This is a genomic window from Gardnerella lacydonensis (assembly GCF_048545055.1).
Taxonomy (GTDB): Bacteria; Actinomycetota; Actinomycetes; order Actinomycetales; family Bifidobacteriaceae; genus Bifidobacterium; species Bifidobacterium vaginale_C.
The window spans coordinates 34,254-50,542 of sequence record NZ_JBKQXT010000006.1 but is presented as its reverse complement, the minus strand read 5'-3'; the positions used below and the strand labels follow the sequence as shown (position 1 = coordinate 50,542).

Genomic DNA, 16,289 nt, shown 5'->3' with positions numbered 1-16,289 from the left:
AGTCGCAAGGCTGGCTGCCAAGAATTTGAGTACATAGATTAAAAGGTACATAGATAAAGATAGCTAGGAGATATTATGGGACGCGCAGTAGGTATTGATTTAGGAACAACGAACTCCTGCATTGCAACACTAGAAGGCGGAAGCCCAACAGTTATTGTTAACGCTGAAGGTGCACGTACAACGCCATCCGTGGTGGCATTCAGCAAGTCGGGCGAAATCTTGGTTGGCGAAGTTGCTAAGCGTCAGGCAGTTACAAACGTTGATCGCACGATTAGCTCTGTAAAGCGCCACATGGGCACTGATTGGTCTGTTGAAATCGACGGCAAGAAGTGGACTCCACAAGAGATTTCCGCACAGGTTTTAATGAAGTTGAAGCGCGATGCTGAAGCCTACCTTGGTGAGCCAGTAACCGATGCTGTTATTACATGCCCAGCTTACTTCAACGATGCACAGCGTCAGGCAACTAAGGATGCAGGTAAGATTGCAGGCTTGAACGTGCTGCGTATTATTAACGAACCAACTGCTGCAGCTTTGGCTTACGGTCTTGAAAAGGGCAAGGAAGACGAGCGCATTTTGGTATTCGATTTGGGCGGCGGTACTTTCGATGTGTCCTTGCTTGAGATTGGTAAGGATGATGACGGCTTCTCCACAATTCAGGTGCAGGCGACTAACGGCGATAACCACTTGGGTGGCGATGATTGGGATCAGAAGATTATCGACTGGCTTGTTGGCGAAGTTAAGAACAAGTATGGCGTTGATTTGAGCAAGGATAAGATTGCTTTGCAGCGCTTGAAGGAAGCTGCTGAGCAAGCAAAGAAGGAGCTTAGCTCTTCTACTTCTACCTCAATTTCTATGCAGTACTTGGCAATGACTCAAGACGGAACTCCAGTGCATTTGGATGAGACTTTGACTCGTGCTCACTTTGAGGAAATGACATCCGACTTGCTCGGTCGCTGCCGTACGCCATTTAACAACGTGCTTTCCGACGCTGGCATCTCCGTAAGCCAGATTGATCACGTAGTGCTTGTTGGTGGTTCAACTCGTATGCCAGCCGTCAAGGAGCTTGTAAAGGAGCTTACGGGCGGTAAGGAAGCTAACCAGTCTGTGAACCCAGATGAGGTTGTGGCTGTTGGTGCAGCCGTACAGTCGGGCGTTATTAAGGGAGACCGCAAAGACGTTCTGCTTATTGATGTAACTCCACTTTCCTTGGGTATTGAAACCAAGGGTGGAATTATGACAAAGCTTATTGAGCGTAATACTGCAATCCCAACTAAGCGATCCGAAGTGTTCTCTACTGCAGAAGACAATCAGCCATCCGTGTTGATTCAGGTTTACCAGGGTGAACGTGAGTTTGCTCGCGACAACAAGCCTCTCGGTACTTTTGAGTTGACTGGTATTGCTCCAGCCCCTCGTGGTGTTCCTCAGATTGAAGTTACTTTCGATATTGATGCTAATGGCATTGTGCACGTTTCCGCTAAGGATAAGGGCACTGGTAAGGAACAGTCCATGACGATTACTGGCGGTTCTGGTTTGCCAAAGGACGAGATTGACCGCATGGTTAAGGAAGCTGAAGCTCACGAAGCTGAAGATAAGAAGCGTAAGGAAGAAGCGGATACTCGCAACCAGGCAGAATCCTTCGCTTACCAGACTGAAAAGCTTGTTAACGACAATAAGGATAAGCTTTCCGACGAAATCTCCAAGGAAGTTACCGAAAAGGTGAATGCTTTGAAGGAAGCTTTGAAGGGCGATGATATTGAGAAGATTAAGTCTGCTCAGAGCGAGCTTATGACTTCTGCTCAAAAGATCGGTCAGCAGCTTTACGCTCAGCAGGGTGCTGCTGGCGCACAGGCTGGCGCCGCTGGAACTGCTGGTTCTGCATCTGACGCAAATGCTGGCGCTGGATCTTCTGCAAAAGATGACGACGTGGTTGACGCCGAAGTGGTGGACGACGACAAGGACGATAAGGACAACAAGTAATGTCCGAGTTTAACGCCAACGACTACTTGAGCGGATTGGAAGATGTGCCTTCGGATGCTGGCGATTTGGAAGAATCGTCAAATCCAGCTGATTCTGCTAGTGCAGCCTCGTCTAATGAGCATGTGGATGCATCACAAAACGAAGCACAAGACGCAGCTGCTCATGAGGCAAAGCATGCGGCGACGCAAGATACGTCAACACAAGATGTAGGCGCTAATGCAAGTGCCGATGCGGAAAAGTCGCCAGCAACCGATGATGAAGCCAACGCTAGTAAGTCTCAAGAAAATAATGATTCTTCAGACACGCAAAGCAACGAAGAAGAAGATTCTTTAACGCCTCTTGGCAAAGCCAAAAAAGAGGCGGCGGAGTATTTGGAAGCGTTGCAACGCGAGCGAGCAGAGTTCATAAACTTCCGCAACCGTGCTTCTAAAGAGCAAGATCGATTCCGTCAACATGGAATTATCGATGTTTTAACGGCTTTGCTACCTGCTTTAGATGATATTGATCGTATTCGTGAACATAGCGATATGGACGATTCATTTAAAGCCGTTGCTGCAAAGTTAGACAAAGCATTTGAGAAATTCGGCGTTGAAAAGTTCGGCGAAAAGGGCGAAGAATTTGACCCGACTAAGCACGATGCGATTCTGCATAAGCCAGATCCAGATGCTACAAAAGACACAGTAGATGTTGTTGTAGAAGCAGGATACAGGATTGGAGATCGAGTGATTCGCGCAGCTAGAGTGGTTGTTGCATCGCCAGCAAGCTCGTGAAACACGCTGTGAAACATTCGTATGGTTTGTATGTAACGCAATAAAACGCAGTTACCGACTTGCGAAGAATCCCATAAAAACTTACTCGTGCTGGTTTAAAACGTTTAAAACACTGTTTAAAAACGCAAAACCAACACGAGTAGGTTTGTATTTAAGGTTTATATATATAAATGTTATGCCAATGTGCTCGAAACATAAGAAGGAGGCACAAATGGCTGAAAATGAATGGTTAGCCAAAGATTTCTACAAAGTGCTCGGTGTCTCCAAAGATGCCGACGAAGACACAATCACAAAAGCATACAGAAAACTAGCTAGAAAATATCATCCTGATTTAAACAAAACAAAAGAAGCGGAAGAAAAATTCAAAGACGTGTCCGAAGCGTATGACGTGTTGAAAGATAAGCAAACACGTCAGCGTTACGATGCGATACGCCAATTTGGAGCGGGCGGAGCAAGATTCGCTGGAGGCTCTGGAGCAGGCGGATTCGACGCAAGTGGATTCAGTGATATATTCTCATCGATGTTCGGAGGCGCAAATGGGTCTCGCGTGCGATTCTCCACAAGCGGAGCTGGGCCAGACATGGGAAACATATTCTCCATGTTCACGGGAGGCGCAGGAGCGCAATCTTCACAAGGATTTGGAGGAAGTGGCTTTAATAGTGGTGCAGAATATGGTCAATATGGTCAGTATGGTCAATCTGCTCCACAAAATTCGCCTGAACGCGGTGAAGACATTACAACTTCAATCAAACTAACATTTAAACAAGCATTCAAAGGTGCTACGGTTTCGCTTCGATCGGGCGGAGAGTCGTTCAAAACTCATATTCCAGCAGGAGTAAAAGATGGGCAAAAAATCCGCTTAAAGTCCAAGGGCAAGCCAGGGAAGTTTGGTGGAGAAGCTGGAGATATGTACTTACAAGTGCAGGTAGAAAAAACCGATAATTTTTCTATACGCGGCTGTGATCTAGTGGCAAATCTTCCGCTTACACTAGATGAGGCTGTTCGCGGAGCAAAAGTCACGCTTAAAAACCTAGATGGTAAACCAGTAGTGTTTAAAGTGCCAGCTGGAACATCTAGCGGTAGCGAAGTACGTGTAGAAGGCGAAGGTGTGCCAGGTAAAAATGGAGCCTTTGTAGGAATCGTACAAATACAAATACCAAAGCGATCGGGCATGATGATAAAGCGTGCTGCAAAAGAATTCAACAAGGCATGCGGAGAATCATATGAGCAAGAAGTGCACGATTTGCGCGCATAGCAACAAATCGCTTAGCGCATGCGTGTAGAAAGGAAAAGTCATGGTTAGGTTGGAGCGCCAAACTAAAGCATTGTACGAAATGTGTGCAGTGGCGTTAGTGCGTGGAAGCGCAACTCTTGATGGCGCAGATGAAGTCGGCTTTAAAATCGACATGCCGATTTTTACAGTAAGTCACGTAGCCAACCTAACCGACACTCATCCACAAACACTAAGACAGTACGACAGGCTGCGCTTGATTATGCCACAGCGTACAGAAGGTGGAGCTAGAAGATACTCTCTTAGAGACATAGATAGACTTGTGCAAACGCAAAAACTAAGCCAAGAAGATGGAGTGAATCTTGCTGGAATAATGCGTATTTTGGCTTTGCAAGAAGAAAATCGCCAGCTTAAAAGACAAGTAAGACACTTGATTGAAGAAGCCAATTGCGCTGAACGAAATATTTTTACTGCGACTGTAGATGGGAATATTGTAGAAGTTCAAAGGTCACAAAGCGCAAAGGATTGGCGACGCGATATCCGTGTTCAACAGCGCGCATTGCCATCATCGTATAATAAACATTCTCACTCGCAAGATGATACTCAATACAACAATTGTGATTATGATGATTTAAACGACGATAAGTCTGTTGTTTTGTGGCGAGCATTCAGAATATAGCAATGTAGCAGTCTAACATTAGTTTAGATATTATTAAATACTAATCAAATGTTTAAATATAAAATGTAAATATAAAATATAAATATTGCATATGTAAAGCGACAAAACAAAAGGGTATTGATGGCAATAAACACAACAGCAGCGCAAAACACCACAAATCACAAGCTTTCCGCAGTCTTTTGGGATATGGACGGCACGTTAATTGATTCGGAACCGTATTGGCATGATGCTGAAATCCAAATCGCAAAAGAACATGGTGGCGAATGGAGCGAAGAATTAGCTTGGCAGTATTCTGGTGGATCTTTAAAAGACGTTGCTGAAGCCATGATTGCTCGCGGAACAAAAATGGGCGTTGAAGAAATCGGCAACGCGATGGTGGATTATGTGGCGCAAAAAGAGCAGATAGAGGTTCCATGGGTGCCAGACGTTCTGAATCTCTTACAAAAATTAGCGGATGCAGGAATCCCTTCGATTCTAGTGAGCAATTCGCCAAGGCGCCTTGTTGAAAACATTGTGAACCATGCGCCAAAAGGTGCGTTTGCAGGATATATTTGCGGAGACGATGGATATGCTACAAAGCCAAGCCCCGAGCCATATTTAGCAGCAGGGAAACTGCTTGGTATTAGCGCGCAAAACATGAAGTATTGCATCGCCATTGAGGATTCGTTTGCAGGGTTAAAGTCGGCTGCGGCTTCGGGGGCGACGACTCTTGCACAAACAGCGTACTCGAATCTAGACGTAAGCAACGGACCGCAATTCGCTGATATACATGGATATGAAGACGTTACGCCTCAAACGTTTGAGCGCTACATTATTGCGCGAATCGACGACTTCGAGCTGCATAATGCGCGAGAAGTCACCTCGATTCGCTGAGCCGCTTAAATGTAAAGTCCAGTGGACTTTACATGCGGCGAAGGAGTGAGCGCGGCTAATCCGCGCGAGCGTAGAAACACCCAGCCCTCGCGCAACAGTAAACAGTAAATATGAAATGTCGTTCGCGCGGTCTAAGCGCGCGAACGCACTACGATATTACAGAATCACGTAGATTAATCGCCGCCAGCAGCGCCTTCTTGAGTCTCTGATCCAGTGTATCCATATTGCGACCCTGCCGAGCCAGATACTCCAGACGAATCGCGCTCAGACTGACCAGACTCTCCCGAACCAAGCCCAGATCCATAAGATCCTTCGGACGCGCGTGAAGAGTCGCCAGCAGCCGCGCCTGCAGAATCTGAAGGCTTATTTTCTGTCCTATCTACTTTATCCTTATTTTCCTTATAAGGCTCTTTATCGTCAGAAGCTCTATCCGAGTAGTCGTATTCCGAAGTATGCCTATTGCCGCCAAGTCCCCACTTGCCATCTTCGCCACCAATTTTGCCGTTATCCTTAGCTTCTGGGAACTTCTCGGTAGGCATTCCAGTAAGCGCGTGACGCATATACTTTGTAAACAAGTGCGCAGAATACCCAACACCGCCTGGATAACCGCGGAAAGACGGAACAGGCTGAGGATTTCCCTGCGCATTCGGATACCATATAGCAAACACGGTTACAACACTAGGAGTAAAACCAACAAAGCTGCATGCAGTCTCATCGTTTGCGGTACCAGACTTTCCAGCTATAGGTTTGCCAACACCCCTAGCTTCCGTAGAAGTACCATATTGCACAACGCCTTGCAGAGCTTTAGTGGTAAGAGCCATGTCTGTTGGAGAAAACACTTGTCGTCCAGATGTTGGAGCTCTATAAAATTCTTTACCATCTGGATTCTTAACGCTAGCAACAATATGAATATCTGGTCTACGTCCCTGATTTGCTATCGTAGAATAGGCTCGCGCAATTTCGCTAACATGCACAGGGTCGTTGCCCAACACTGTGAACGGATTTTCGCCATTAATCCTCTTAGGATCCAAGCCAGCCGTAACAGCAGTATGAGCCACAGCCCTACGCCCAAGCTTTTGCTGCAAAGACATAAACGGCGTGTTCACAGAGTTTGCTGTTGCTTTATAAAGGTTGATTGTTCCCCAATTAGTGTTTGCATAGTTGTTAACAGGCTTATCTATGCCTTCAAACTTTAGGTTAGAATTTCCATTAAACAGTGTATTAAGACTTGTTCCAGCCTGAATAGCTCCAATTAAAGCGAATGGCTTCATGGTACTTCCAGGCTCATAAAGGGCTTGAGTAGCATTATTAAGCGGTTTAGAAAGATAGTCATCGCCAGCATAAACGGATATGATTGACCCGTCTTTAGGATTTACACTCATTCCACCTACTTGCAACCCAGCTGGAGCGATTCCGCGACCACCCATAGCAGGGCTTGCCACACTAAACATTAAATCCTGCTTAGCTTTGTCGATTGTTGTAACAATACGATATCCGCCAGTATCAAGGTCTTCCTTTGTAAAAGCTCCGCTTTGAGTAAGCTCGCTGCGAACCATGTTAAGCAAATAACCTTGAGGTCCTGAATAAACGTTTTGCTTAGTCTGATTAATGGTTTGTGGCATTTTAGCGCTTTTATATTCTGCGTCAGTAATGTACTTGTCTTCACGCATAATCCTAAGAACGCGCTTGAATCGCATATTCGCTTCTTTAGGCATGATTGCAGGATCCCAGCTGCTTGGTGCAGGGATTATTCCAGCCAGCATTGCTGCTTGAGATAGTGTAAGATCCTTTGCTTCTACACCAAAGTACGCTTTTGCTGCCGCCTGAATTCCATACGCTCCGCGACCAAGATAAATAGTGTTCATATAGTTACATAGCACAGTGTTTTTATCTTGTGTTTGCGCGATTTTTAGAGCTAGAATCGCCTCATGAAGCTTGCCTAAATACGTTTTTGTTTCACCAAGATAGTAGCGTTCTGCATACTGTTGTGTGATTGTGGACCCGCCCCAGCGTCCTTTAGAAGTTACGTTGTGAATTATTGCGCGTCCAATTCCTTTAAAATCAATTCCACCGTCTTTGTAGAACGATCTGTTTTCGCTTGCGACTATCGCGTTGCCAACATATGGTTTTAGCGCAGAGCAACTTATGATTTCTCGATTTTGTTCCGCAAAACTACCGATTTCTGTTTTTCCGTCTGCGTAGTACACCTTGGTTTTGTCTGCCATTGCAATCTTATCTGGCTGCGGAATGTCGGTGTTCACATACATAACCGCAAATACGAGTGTGCCAAGGATTATTGGCGTAAAAATTATGATTAATGCCCAAAATAGGATTGGATGTTTTGTTCGCCACGTGTCGCGGATTCTTTTGTGTCTTCTTCCTTGACGCCTCTGCCTTGTTGCGCTTGGTCTGGCTGTTCCAGTTCTGGCGTTTGCGCGTCGTCTTTCCTCTGCAGAAGTCGCGCTTCTTACAGTGCGTCCTGTATTAGAAGAGTGCGAATTTTGTCCATTACTATTTGCAACCATATAATCCAAGTTAGCGCTTGGCGAGGAATTTTAATCATATGTAATATCATGTGTAATATTTGTAAAAGCTAGTATTATAAAAGTGTGTTAGTGCAGCATGATTATATGCTGCTGTTTTTGGGCAAGGAGTTTATATGAGTATCCGCGTTGCCATTGCCGGTGTTGGCAATTGTGCTTCGTCGTTGGTTCAAGGCGTTGAATACTACAAAAATGCCAATGATGGCGATAAAATTCCAGGATTAATGCATGCTGTTTTTGGGCAATATCGCGTGCGAGATATTGAGTTTGTAGCAGCTTTTGATGTTGACGCTTTAAAAGTGGGCCATGACTTAAGCGAGGCGATTTATGCTTCGCAAAACAACACGATTCGCTTTGCAGACGTGCCTAATCTTGGTGTTAAAGTGCAGCGTGGCCCTACTTACGATGGTTTGGGCGACTATTATAAGCAGATGATTGACGAATCCGAAGAAGAACCTGTGGATGTTGCCGCGGTTTTGCGCGATTTGCATGTAGACGTGCTTGTGTCTTACTTGCCAGTAGGCTCCGAGCAGGCAGACAAGGCTTATGCTACGGCGGCTATGGAAGCTGGATGCGCGTTTGTGAATTGCCTTCCTGTTTTTATTGCTTCCGACCCAGTTTGGGCGCAAAAGTTCCGCGATGCAGGCGTTCCGATTATTGGCGACGATATTAAAAGCCAGGTTGGAGCTACGATTACGCACCGCGTTATGGCGCGACTTTTTGAAGATAGAGGAGTGCGTTTGGATCGCACTTACCAGTTGAACGTTGGCGGAAACATGGACTTTATGAACATGTTGCAGCGCTCTAGGCTTGAGTCGAAGAAGATTTCTAAGACGCGCGCGGTTACTTCGATTGTTCCGCACGATATGGATGATCACAACGTGCACATTGGTCCTTCGGATTATGTTGCTTGGCTTGACGATCGCAAGTTTGCGTTTGTGCGCTTAGAGGGCACAACTTTTGGCGATGTTCCGCTTAGCTTAGAGTACAAGCTCGAAGTGTGGGATTCGCCTAATTCTGCAGGCATTGTTATAGACGCTGTGCGCGCGGCGAAGATTGCGTTGGATCGCAAGCTTTCGGGCCCGATTTTGGCTCCTAGCTCCTACTTTATGAAGTCGCCAGCTGTTCAGCATGAAGATAGCGAGGCGCGCGAACTCGTTGAGTGCTATATTGCTGGAGATGTTGAGGCAGATGAGTCGCAGCTTAATGCAGATGTTGAGGCTGCAAAAGAACATGGTAAAAGCGTGTGGCGCGCCTAGCAATGCGCCTAATGGTGCGGAAGCTTGCGACTTGCGCTCGACTTGTAGCCAAAATCGTGTAATATAGGTAGAGCCTCCGCGTGGCACTACGTCACCCAATCCCCCCAGGGCAGGAATGCAGCAAGGGTAAGTGGCCTCTGGTGGGTGCGCGGGGGTTTTCTTATATAAAGTTTGTTAGATTTGTCTCGCTCATGAGACATTTGTAACGTTTTTTGACTGATTTTCGTTAGATTTGTCTCGCTCGTGATGCAAATATAACGCAAGCGATATTACCCATTTGTTGTTGCGCGAGGGCTGGGTGTTTCTACGCTCGCGCGCTGTAACGCGCGAGCGATACGCTTCATCCGCTGCGAAAAATCTCGAATCTCCACCACATTTGGCGTAATCTACATAACCCTGTAGCGAGTGGAGTGTTGTTTGATAAAATGCTTGGTATGAGTCTATTTGAAGGCAGCAAGATTAGCGATGGCAGCGACGACAGTGATAATAGCCAAATTAGCGGCATTGGTGAAAATATCAAAAATAGTAAAAATTCTCAAAGCAGCGAGGCTAATCAAGATATTTCTAAGCTCGATCCGCTGATGAATCGTCCTAGAATATCAACAATAGCTTTGTGTGCGCTGTGTGCTGTTCTTTTTGTATCTTTTGCATCAATCATGTGGATTCTAGCCGTTAGAACCGCAATAGGTCAGTCGTATGAAGAAATGGTGATTAGTACTTTTGGATATAGTGCCATTCCGTCGTGGCTGTCTGTTGTACTAACTCCGCTTAGAAGTTCCATACTCGTTATAGTCTTATCTGCCTTGATTTGCGCTGCGGCAGCAATAATATCAATCATAAGAAAACGCTGGTGGCTGATTGCGCAATGCGCTGTAATACTAGTTTTATCTCTAGCTGCAGAGCCTCTAAAACGTGTGCTTCCTCGTCCGATCCTAGTAAATGTAGCAACGCTTGCAAAAAATTCCGCTCCGTCTGGTCACATGCTGCTAATGGCGGCTGCGTGCGCGTTGCTTGTTTGCGCTGTAAGTCGCGCTTTTAGAGCATGGGTTGCACTTGGCTCAGCAATAATCACATTTCTGCTTGCCATAGCTCTTTTGGGAGGCAGATGGCACAGACCGGCAGACGTTATGATATCCGTACTCATAGTTGGTGCTGTAACGTCAACAGTGTTGATTTTTACAAGATCATCTGGAATGGACGTGCCAGGTTCAAGAAGATCATCTATAAGCGTGCAAATCGTTGGAAGCGCAATGATCACAATGGGAATAATCTGCCTAACTTACTGTTCGTACATGATTTACCAGATTATGCCAGGAATAGATTTAGGCGCAAAATGGGCTATAGGAGTAGCGCACTCTTCCTCATATTGGGCTGTAGCAGGAGTGTGTAGCTTGACTTTCGGCGTTTTGATGGTTCTTAGACAATCCAGTGCAGCTCCTTTAAGTAGGCTCGGATTAGTTGGTGCTCCGCCTACTCCTCCTTCAAAAAGCGAAGTTCCAAAACGTCAAGATGAGGACGATTTATTGTTAAGATTATCGTCTAATTGAATAAAAAATAAGTAAAGTGGTATATATAGGAGTATATGCTGATATTTCGCAAAGTTTGATTTTGTTGATTTTGTTGAATATGAAACGCGTATTGCGTTAGAGTTTGCGTGGATTGAGTAGTAAAAGCGCGGAATATGCATACAAAATGCATCTGTACGAAAGGAGAGCGTATGACAGAGCAGAACAAGCTTGTCATTGTGGAGTCTCCCACTAAAGCGCGTAAAATAGGCGGATATCTTGGAAGCGGATACACTGTTATGGCATCCGTTGGCCACATTCGTGATTTAGCACAGCCAAGTCAGGTGCCAGCTGCTAAAAAGGCAGAATTTGGCAAGTTTGGCGTAGATGTAAACAATGGTTTTGAGCCATACTATGTTGTTGGCGCAGATAAAAAGAAAACAGTTTCGGATTTAAAGGCTGCGCTCGCAAAGTCGGGCGAATTGTTCCTCGCAACTGATGAGGACCGCGAAGGAGAAGCGATTGCGTGGCATCTTGTGCAAGCACTTAAGCCAAAAGTGCCAGTAAAGCGCATGGTGTTTCACGAGATTACAAAAGATGCGATTCAAGCTTCGCTTGCTAACACGCGAAACGTTGACGACCATATGGTTGATGCTCAAGAAACACGCCGCGTGTTGGATAGATTGTACGGCTACGAGCTTTCGCCAGTTTTGTGGCGTAAAGTTGGGCCGGGTCTTTCTGCTGGGCGAGTGCAATCTGTTGCAACGCGTTTGATTGTTGAGCGCGAGCGCGAGCGAATGGCGTTTAGGAAGGCGAGCTATTGGGATGTTTGCGCAGATCTGAGCGCCAATGGCGTTGATTTCCAAGCGCGAATGACGGCTCTAAATGGCAATCGTTTGGCTGCTTCTAAAGATTTTAATTCGCTTGGAGAGCTTCAAAAAACTAAGGGTGAATCTGCTTTAGCGCACTATTTGAACGAGGCGGATGCTTGTGCGATTGCACAAAGCCTTGGCACGGCTGATTTTGTTGTGAGCTCAATGGACACTAAGCCGTATCGCCGCCGCCCATTGCCTCCGTTTACAACTTCTACTCTTCAGCAGACTGCTGGAAACCGCTTGTCGATGAGTTCTCGCCAAACTATGCGTGCGGCTCAATCTTTGTACGAAAACGGTTACATAACCTACATGCGTACTGATTCTGTAACGCTTTCTAAAGAGGCGATTTTTGCGGCTCGAGATTGCGTTAAGTCTAGTTTTGGAGACGAGTATTTAGCGGATTCTCCAAAACAGTATGCTACGACTTCTGCAGGCGCTCAGGAAGCGCACGAGTGTATTCGTCCTGCTGGATCTACGTTTAGAAATCCTGCGGATTTGGCTGGTGTTCTCCCTGCCGATCAGCTTAAACTTTACACGCTTATTTGGCAGCGCACTCTTGCTTCTCAAATGGCGGATGCTACTGGTTTTACAGCTACAGTTAAGCTAGATGCTTCGGCTGGCAGCTTTGGAACGGCTAATTTCCAAGCTTCTGGAACCGTGATTGAGTTTGCTGGATTTATGAAGGTGTTTGGCGGATTTAGCGAAGACGAGCAGTCTAAGGCTTTGCCTCCTATGGCTAATGGCGATGTTCTTAAAGCTTTGCAAGTTAGCGCGGATGGTCATGAAACTCAGCCGCCAGCTCGCTACACGGAAGCGTCTTTAGTTAAAACGCTGGAAGCTAAGGAGATTGGTAGGCCGTCTACTTACGCTAGCATTATTTCCACGATTATTGACCGCGGATACGTGTATGAGCGTGGGCGTGCGTTGATTCCAAGCTGGCTTGCTTTTGCTGTTATTAAGCTTTTGGAAACTAATTTCCCAACTTACGTTGACTATGCGTTTACGGCGGACATGGAAAATGGTTTGGACCGCATCGCACATGGCGAGGAAGCTGGTAAAGATTGGCTTTACAAGTTTTACTTTGGAGATAACGGTGCGGTTGCTGGCGACTTTGCAATGCATGAAGGTTTGCAAAAACAAGTTGATCAGCTTGGCGAGATTGACGCTAGAGAAATCAACACGATTGATATTGGCGGCGGATTGCACGTGCGCGTAGGAAGATACGGCCCGTATTTGGAAGATACGAAGAATCTAGACGAAGAGGGCAATGCGCGCAGAGCTTCGATTCCAAGCACTTTGGCTCCAGACGAGTTGACTGAGCAAGTTGCACGAGATTTGATTGAGAACAACTCTGACGGTCCGCGCGTTTTGGGTACGGATCCGCAAACTGGAGGCAGTGTAGAAGTTAGGAACGGGCGTTTTGGAGCGTACGTTGCTCTTGTTGAAGCCTCGGATGAGGATGGGTCGCAAGCAGCCGACGATTCTGCTAAAACTGGCGCAAAGTCTTCTGCAAAATCTAAAAAGTCTGCTAAAGCTAAGCCAAAAATGGCGTCTTTGTTTAAAACAATGGACCCTGCGACAATAACTTTGCAAGATGCTTTGCGACTTTTGAATTTGCCTCGATTGGTTGGCGTTGTGGAAGAAGTTGATGAGCAAGGCGAAGTAAAGCGCGCGAAGATTGAGGCGAATAATGGTCGATATGGACCTTATTTGACTAAGACTTACGAGCGCGCGGATGCTGGCGATTCGGCTGTGGATGCCAAGCCAGACAATCGTTCGCTTGCAAGCGAAGACGCGATTTTTAGTGTGACTTTAGACGAAGCCAAGGAGCTTTTTGCTCAACCGAAGTATGCAAAGCGCACTCGCGGAGCCGCAAAACCGCCGCTTAGGGAGCTTGGAGAAGATCCAGAAAGCGGCAAAGCAGTGGTAATTAAAGACGGCTTCTACGGAGCTTATATTACAGACGGCGTTACGAATCGCACGCTTCCAAAGCAGTACACGCCTGAGTCGATTGAGCCGCAGGTGGCGTTTGAGCTTTTGGCGCAAAAACGCGCGGCTGGACCTGTAAAGCGCAAGAGAACTGCTGCAAAGAAGACGGCAACAAAGAAGACGGCCGCTAAGAAAACGGCCGCTAAAAAGCCTGCTGCAAAAAAGAGCACAGCAAAAAAGTCCACGTCTAAAGGCAAGTAAACCTGGTAGAGGTATGTAAAAATGGCTATAGGTCTTAAAAACAGCGGGCTTAGCGGTTTAAACAAAGGTCTTTTTATATCTTTTGAAGGTATAGACGGCGTTGGGAAAACCACGCAAGTTGAGGCTTTGCGTGATTTTTTGCAAGCACGCGGACTTGAGGTTGTTGTAACGAGAGAGCCTGGCGGAACACCGTTGGGCGAACAGTTGCGCAACATTCTTCTACACGGCGGAGCGATTTCTGCGCGCACCGAGGCGCTTCTGTTTGCTGCGGATCGCGCTCAACATGCTGCGCAAATCATCATCCCAGCCTTGCGGCGCGGTGCGGTGGTTATAACGGACCGTTACATTGACTCATCGCTAGCGTATCAGTCTGGGGGGCGCGAGCTCACCATGCAAGATGTGCGTGATTTAAGCGAGTGGGCATCTAATTGCCTTTGGCCAAATCGCACGTATTTGCTAGATATGAGCGAGAAAGATGCTGCTGTGCGATTGCATGGGCAAGCGGATCGCATGGAAAGCGCGGGGCTTGATTTTGCGCGCCGCACGCGTGAAGCGTTCTTAGATCTTGCTAAACAAAATGCGCAAAGATTTTGCGTTTTAGACGCCACTTTGCCAGCTTGCGACTTATCGAAGTTGATTGCTAAAGACATGTGCAAGTTGATGGATAATGCTGGCGCGCGTGACGAAAAATCGCCAGAAGCCCCAGAAAATCAAGGATTTTAGGATTTTAGGACTATAGGATTTTAGCAATGGACGTTTGGGAATCGGTAGTTGGTCAAGCGCAAGTTGTTGAACGCCTTAAAAAAGTAGCGCAAGGCGATTCAAGCAAAATTGCGCAATCATGGCTTATTTGCGGATCTACTGGATTCGGGTGTGCAAAAGTGGCAAGAGCGTTTGCAGCGGCATTGCAATCGAGCGGAAAAATCGCCAGCAACCGCGCCGCCGAAAACTCCGCCACTCAAATAAACACTCAAATAAACACAGATAAAATCGCAAGTGAAGTATTAGCTGGAACAAGCCCAGACGTAAACATTTTAAGCACGGACAAAGTTACAGTAAGCATTGACGAAGTGCGCGAACTCGTATCAATATCCGAGCAAATGCCAAGTGTTGCACCGTGGCGAATCATAATAATCGAAGACGTTGGGCGCATGCTTGAGCGCACAACAAACGTTTTGCTAAAAGAAATCGAAGAGCCAGCACCTCGCACAATATGGATTCTTTGCGCGGCAAGCGCGGCAGATGTTTTGCCAACAATTCGTTCTAGGTCTCAAATAGTGAATTTGGCTCAACCAAGCGACCAAGATGTGCAAGAATACGTGCAACAAAGCGCACACATTGATGCAAAAACGGCGGCAAGCGTGGCTCGCATAGCTCAAGGAAACGTTGATTTAGCAATGCTCTACGCTACAAGCGAGAGTGCTAGAAGCAGAAGAGAAGAGCTTGTTGCAGGCGTTTTGCGTCTTAGCAGCGCAATAGATGCTATTATGCTTGCACAAACGCTAATCGAAGACGCTAAAAGCCAGGCAGAAGACGAAGTGCAAAAGTCTGTTGAAGCTGAGCAAAGCGAGTTTTTGCGCATAAATGGCATTAAGCCAACAGATAAAATCCCACCTAAAATTCGTAGCGCATACAATGCGATTGGCAAAAAAGACGATGTTAAGCGCAAAGTCACTCGCGTAAGCAGAGACGTTTTAAACCGCGCAATAGATGCGATTTGCAGCGTGTACAGAGATGTGCTTGTTGTGCTAAACAATGCGCAATCGCAAACGCCACTTGTGAATCAAGAATTTAAAGCAGAGATTATGCAGCTTTCTAAAAAAAATACAGCAGAGCGCGCGCTTAAATGCCTGGACGCGCTTGCTGTGGCAAAAAAGCGGCTTGCTGGCAATGGAAACGCAACGCTTGTTTTTGAAGCACTTTTCTGCGCGCTTTGACTGAGCGCTTAGAGTGTTCTCACGTCTTTTCTTGGTGTTGTGCGAGGGCTGGGTGTTTCTTGTCTCACAACGCTCCGCCTATTATGTGTAGTCTGTTGTTGCGGTTGTTCCGTTTTGGCTTTGATTTTGTTTTTTGGGTTGAGGTTTGTTTGTAGGGTGAGTCATTGGATTATTTGGTATCGGCTGCCGCTCTTATATTGTTCGACCAAGAATCACCCAGCCCTCTTACGTGATTGAACAATTGCGTGGCTTTCACCGCCGAGATTCTCGATTTTTCTTGCTACTTCAGCGAATCACCATTTCATGCTGAGGTTCGCTTCATCCGCTGCGAAAAATCTCGAATCTCTACTGCACTTAGTGTAAAAACTTCCGCACTTTGTACCTGTTTTAGGTCAAATTTGGTACAAAATGCGGAAGTTTTTCTGCGAGCTTTTTAATTTTGTGTATTTG

11 protein-coding genes and 1 other RNA gene are annotated in these 16,289 nt (G+C 46.4%); 11 read left to right on the top strand and 1 reads right to left on the bottom strand.

Features of this window, described 5'->3' with window-relative positions:
- Nucleotides 1-75: 75 nt before the first annotated feature.
- The 5 genes from dnaK (at nt 76) to ACJV45_RS06275 (ending at nt 5,530) form a co-directional block, all read left to right on the top strand.
- Nucleotides 76-1,977, top strand: a complete 1,902-nt coding sequence (gene dnaK, locus ACJV45_RS06295) for a molecular chaperone DnaK (protein ID WP_419397906.1) — start codon at nt 76-78, stop codon at nt 1,975-1,977.
- A complete protein-coding gene (grpE, locus tag ACJV45_RS06290) occupies nt 1,977-2,747 on the top strand; it encodes a nucleotide exchange factor GrpE (RefSeq protein ID WP_419397905.1) in 771 nt (256 codons plus the stop codon). Before dnaK ends, grpE begins: the two co-directional genes overlap by 1 nt.
- A gap of 211 nt (nt 2,748-2,958) precedes the next feature.
- Nucleotides 2,959-4,002 carry a DnaJ C-terminal domain-containing protein gene (locus ACJV45_RS06285; RefSeq protein WP_419397904.1) on the top strand — a complete coding sequence of 348 codons (1,044 nt, stop codon included), beginning with the start codon at nt 2,959-2,961 and terminating at the stop codon, nt 4,000-4,002.
- 40 nt (nt 4,003-4,042) lie between these two features.
- Complete coding sequence (locus ACJV45_RS06280; protein WP_016827605.1) at nt 4,043-4,657, top strand: heat shock protein transcriptional repressor HspR; 615 nt, start codon at nt 4,043-4,045, stop codon at nt 4,655-4,657.
- A 120-nt stretch (nt 4,658-4,777) separates the two neighbouring features.
- Complete coding sequence (locus ACJV45_RS06275; RefSeq protein WP_419397903.1) at nt 4,778-5,530, top strand: HAD family hydrolase; 753 nt, start codon at nt 4,778-4,780, stop codon at nt 5,528-5,530.
- 173 nt (nt 5,531-5,703) lie between these two features.
- Here the strand turns inward: ACJV45_RS06275 and ACJV45_RS06270 are convergent, their stop codons facing one another.
- Nucleotides 5,704-8,055, bottom strand: a complete 2,352-nt coding sequence (locus tag ACJV45_RS06270; RefSeq protein ID WP_419397902.1) for a transglycosylase domain-containing protein — start codon at nt 8,053-8,055, stop codon at nt 5,704-5,706.
- A 134-nt stretch (nt 8,056-8,189) separates the two neighbouring features.
- Between ACJV45_RS06270 and ACJV45_RS06265 the strand changes: the two genes are divergently transcribed.
- From ACJV45_RS06265 to ACJV45_RS06240, 6 genes are all read left to right on the top strand, one after another.
- Nucleotides 8,190-9,332 (top strand): inositol-3-phosphate synthase, encoded by a 1,143-nt coding sequence (locus ACJV45_RS06265; RefSeq protein WP_419397901.1) that lies wholly within the window; start codon nt 8,190-8,192, stop codon nt 9,330-9,332.
- A 67-nt stretch (nt 9,333-9,399) separates the two neighbouring features.
- Nucleotides 9,400-9,496, top strand: an RNA gene (ffs, locus tag ACJV45_RS06260) — signal recognition particle sRNA small type.
- A 261-nt stretch (nt 9,497-9,757) separates the two neighbouring features.
- Nucleotides 9,758-10,879 (top strand): phosphatase PAP2 family protein, encoded by a 1,122-nt coding sequence (locus tag ACJV45_RS06255; protein WP_419397908.1) that lies wholly within the window; start codon nt 9,758-9,760, stop codon nt 10,877-10,879.
- Nucleotides 10,880-11,049: 170 nt separating this feature from the next.
- Nucleotides 11,050-13,902, top strand: coding sequence for a type I DNA topoisomerase (gene topA / locus ACJV45_RS06250; RefSeq protein WP_419397900.1), 2,853 nt, complete (start codon nt 11,050-11,052; stop codon nt 13,900-13,902).
- Between the two features lie 21 nt (nt 13,903-13,923).
- A complete protein-coding gene (gene tmk / locus ACJV45_RS06245) occupies nt 13,924-14,625 on the top strand; it encodes a dTMP kinase (protein WP_410312742.1) in 702 nt (233 codons plus the stop codon).
- 26 nt (nt 14,626-14,651) lie between these two features.
- Nucleotides 14,652-15,839 carry a DNA polymerase III subunit delta' gene (locus tag ACJV45_RS06240; protein WP_410310864.1) on the top strand — a complete coding sequence of 396 codons (1,188 nt, stop codon included), beginning with the start codon at nt 14,652-14,654 and terminating at the stop codon, nt 15,837-15,839.
- Nucleotides 15,840-16,289 lie beyond the last annotated feature (450 nt).

Excerpts from the sequence above, each read along its gene's own strand:
- dnaK (WP_419397906.1), top strand. The coding sequence starts at position 76 with ATGGGACGCGCAGTAGGTATTGATTTAGGAACAACGAACTCCTGCATT.
- grpE (WP_419397905.1), top strand. The coding sequence starts at position 1,977 with ATGTCCGAGTTTAACGCCAACGACTACTTGAGCGGATTGGAAGATGTG.
- ACJV45_RS06285 (WP_419397904.1), top strand. The coding sequence starts at position 2,959 with ATGGCTGAAAATGAATGGTTAGCCAAAGATTTCTACAAAGTGCTCGGT.
- ACJV45_RS06280 (WP_016827605.1), top strand. The coding sequence starts at position 4,043 with ATGGTTAGGTTGGAGCGCCAAACTAAAGCATTGTACGAAATGTGTGCA.
- ACJV45_RS06275 (WP_419397903.1), top strand. The coding sequence starts at position 4,778 with ATGGCAATAAACACAACAGCAGCGCAAAACACCACAAATCACAAGCTT.
- ACJV45_RS06270 (WP_419397902.1), bottom strand. The coding sequence starts at position 8,055 with ATGGTTGCAAATAGTAATGGACAAAATTCGCACTCTTCTAATACAGGA.
- ACJV45_RS06265 (WP_419397901.1), top strand. The coding sequence starts at position 8,190 with ATGAGTATCCGCGTTGCCATTGCCGGTGTTGGCAATTGTGCTTCGTCG.
- ACJV45_RS06255 (WP_419397908.1), top strand. The coding sequence starts at position 9,758 with ATGCTTGGTATGAGTCTATTTGAAGGCAGCAAGATTAGCGATGGCAGC.
- topA (WP_419397900.1), top strand. The coding sequence starts at position 11,050 with ATGACAGAGCAGAACAAGCTTGTCATTGTGGAGTCTCCCACTAAAGCG.
- tmk (WP_410312742.1), top strand. The coding sequence starts at position 13,924 with ATGGCTATAGGTCTTAAAAACAGCGGGCTTAGCGGTTTAAACAAAGGT.
- ACJV45_RS06240 (WP_410310864.1), top strand. The coding sequence starts at position 14,652 with ATGGACGTTTGGGAATCGGTAGTTGGTCAAGCGCAAGTTGTTGAACGC.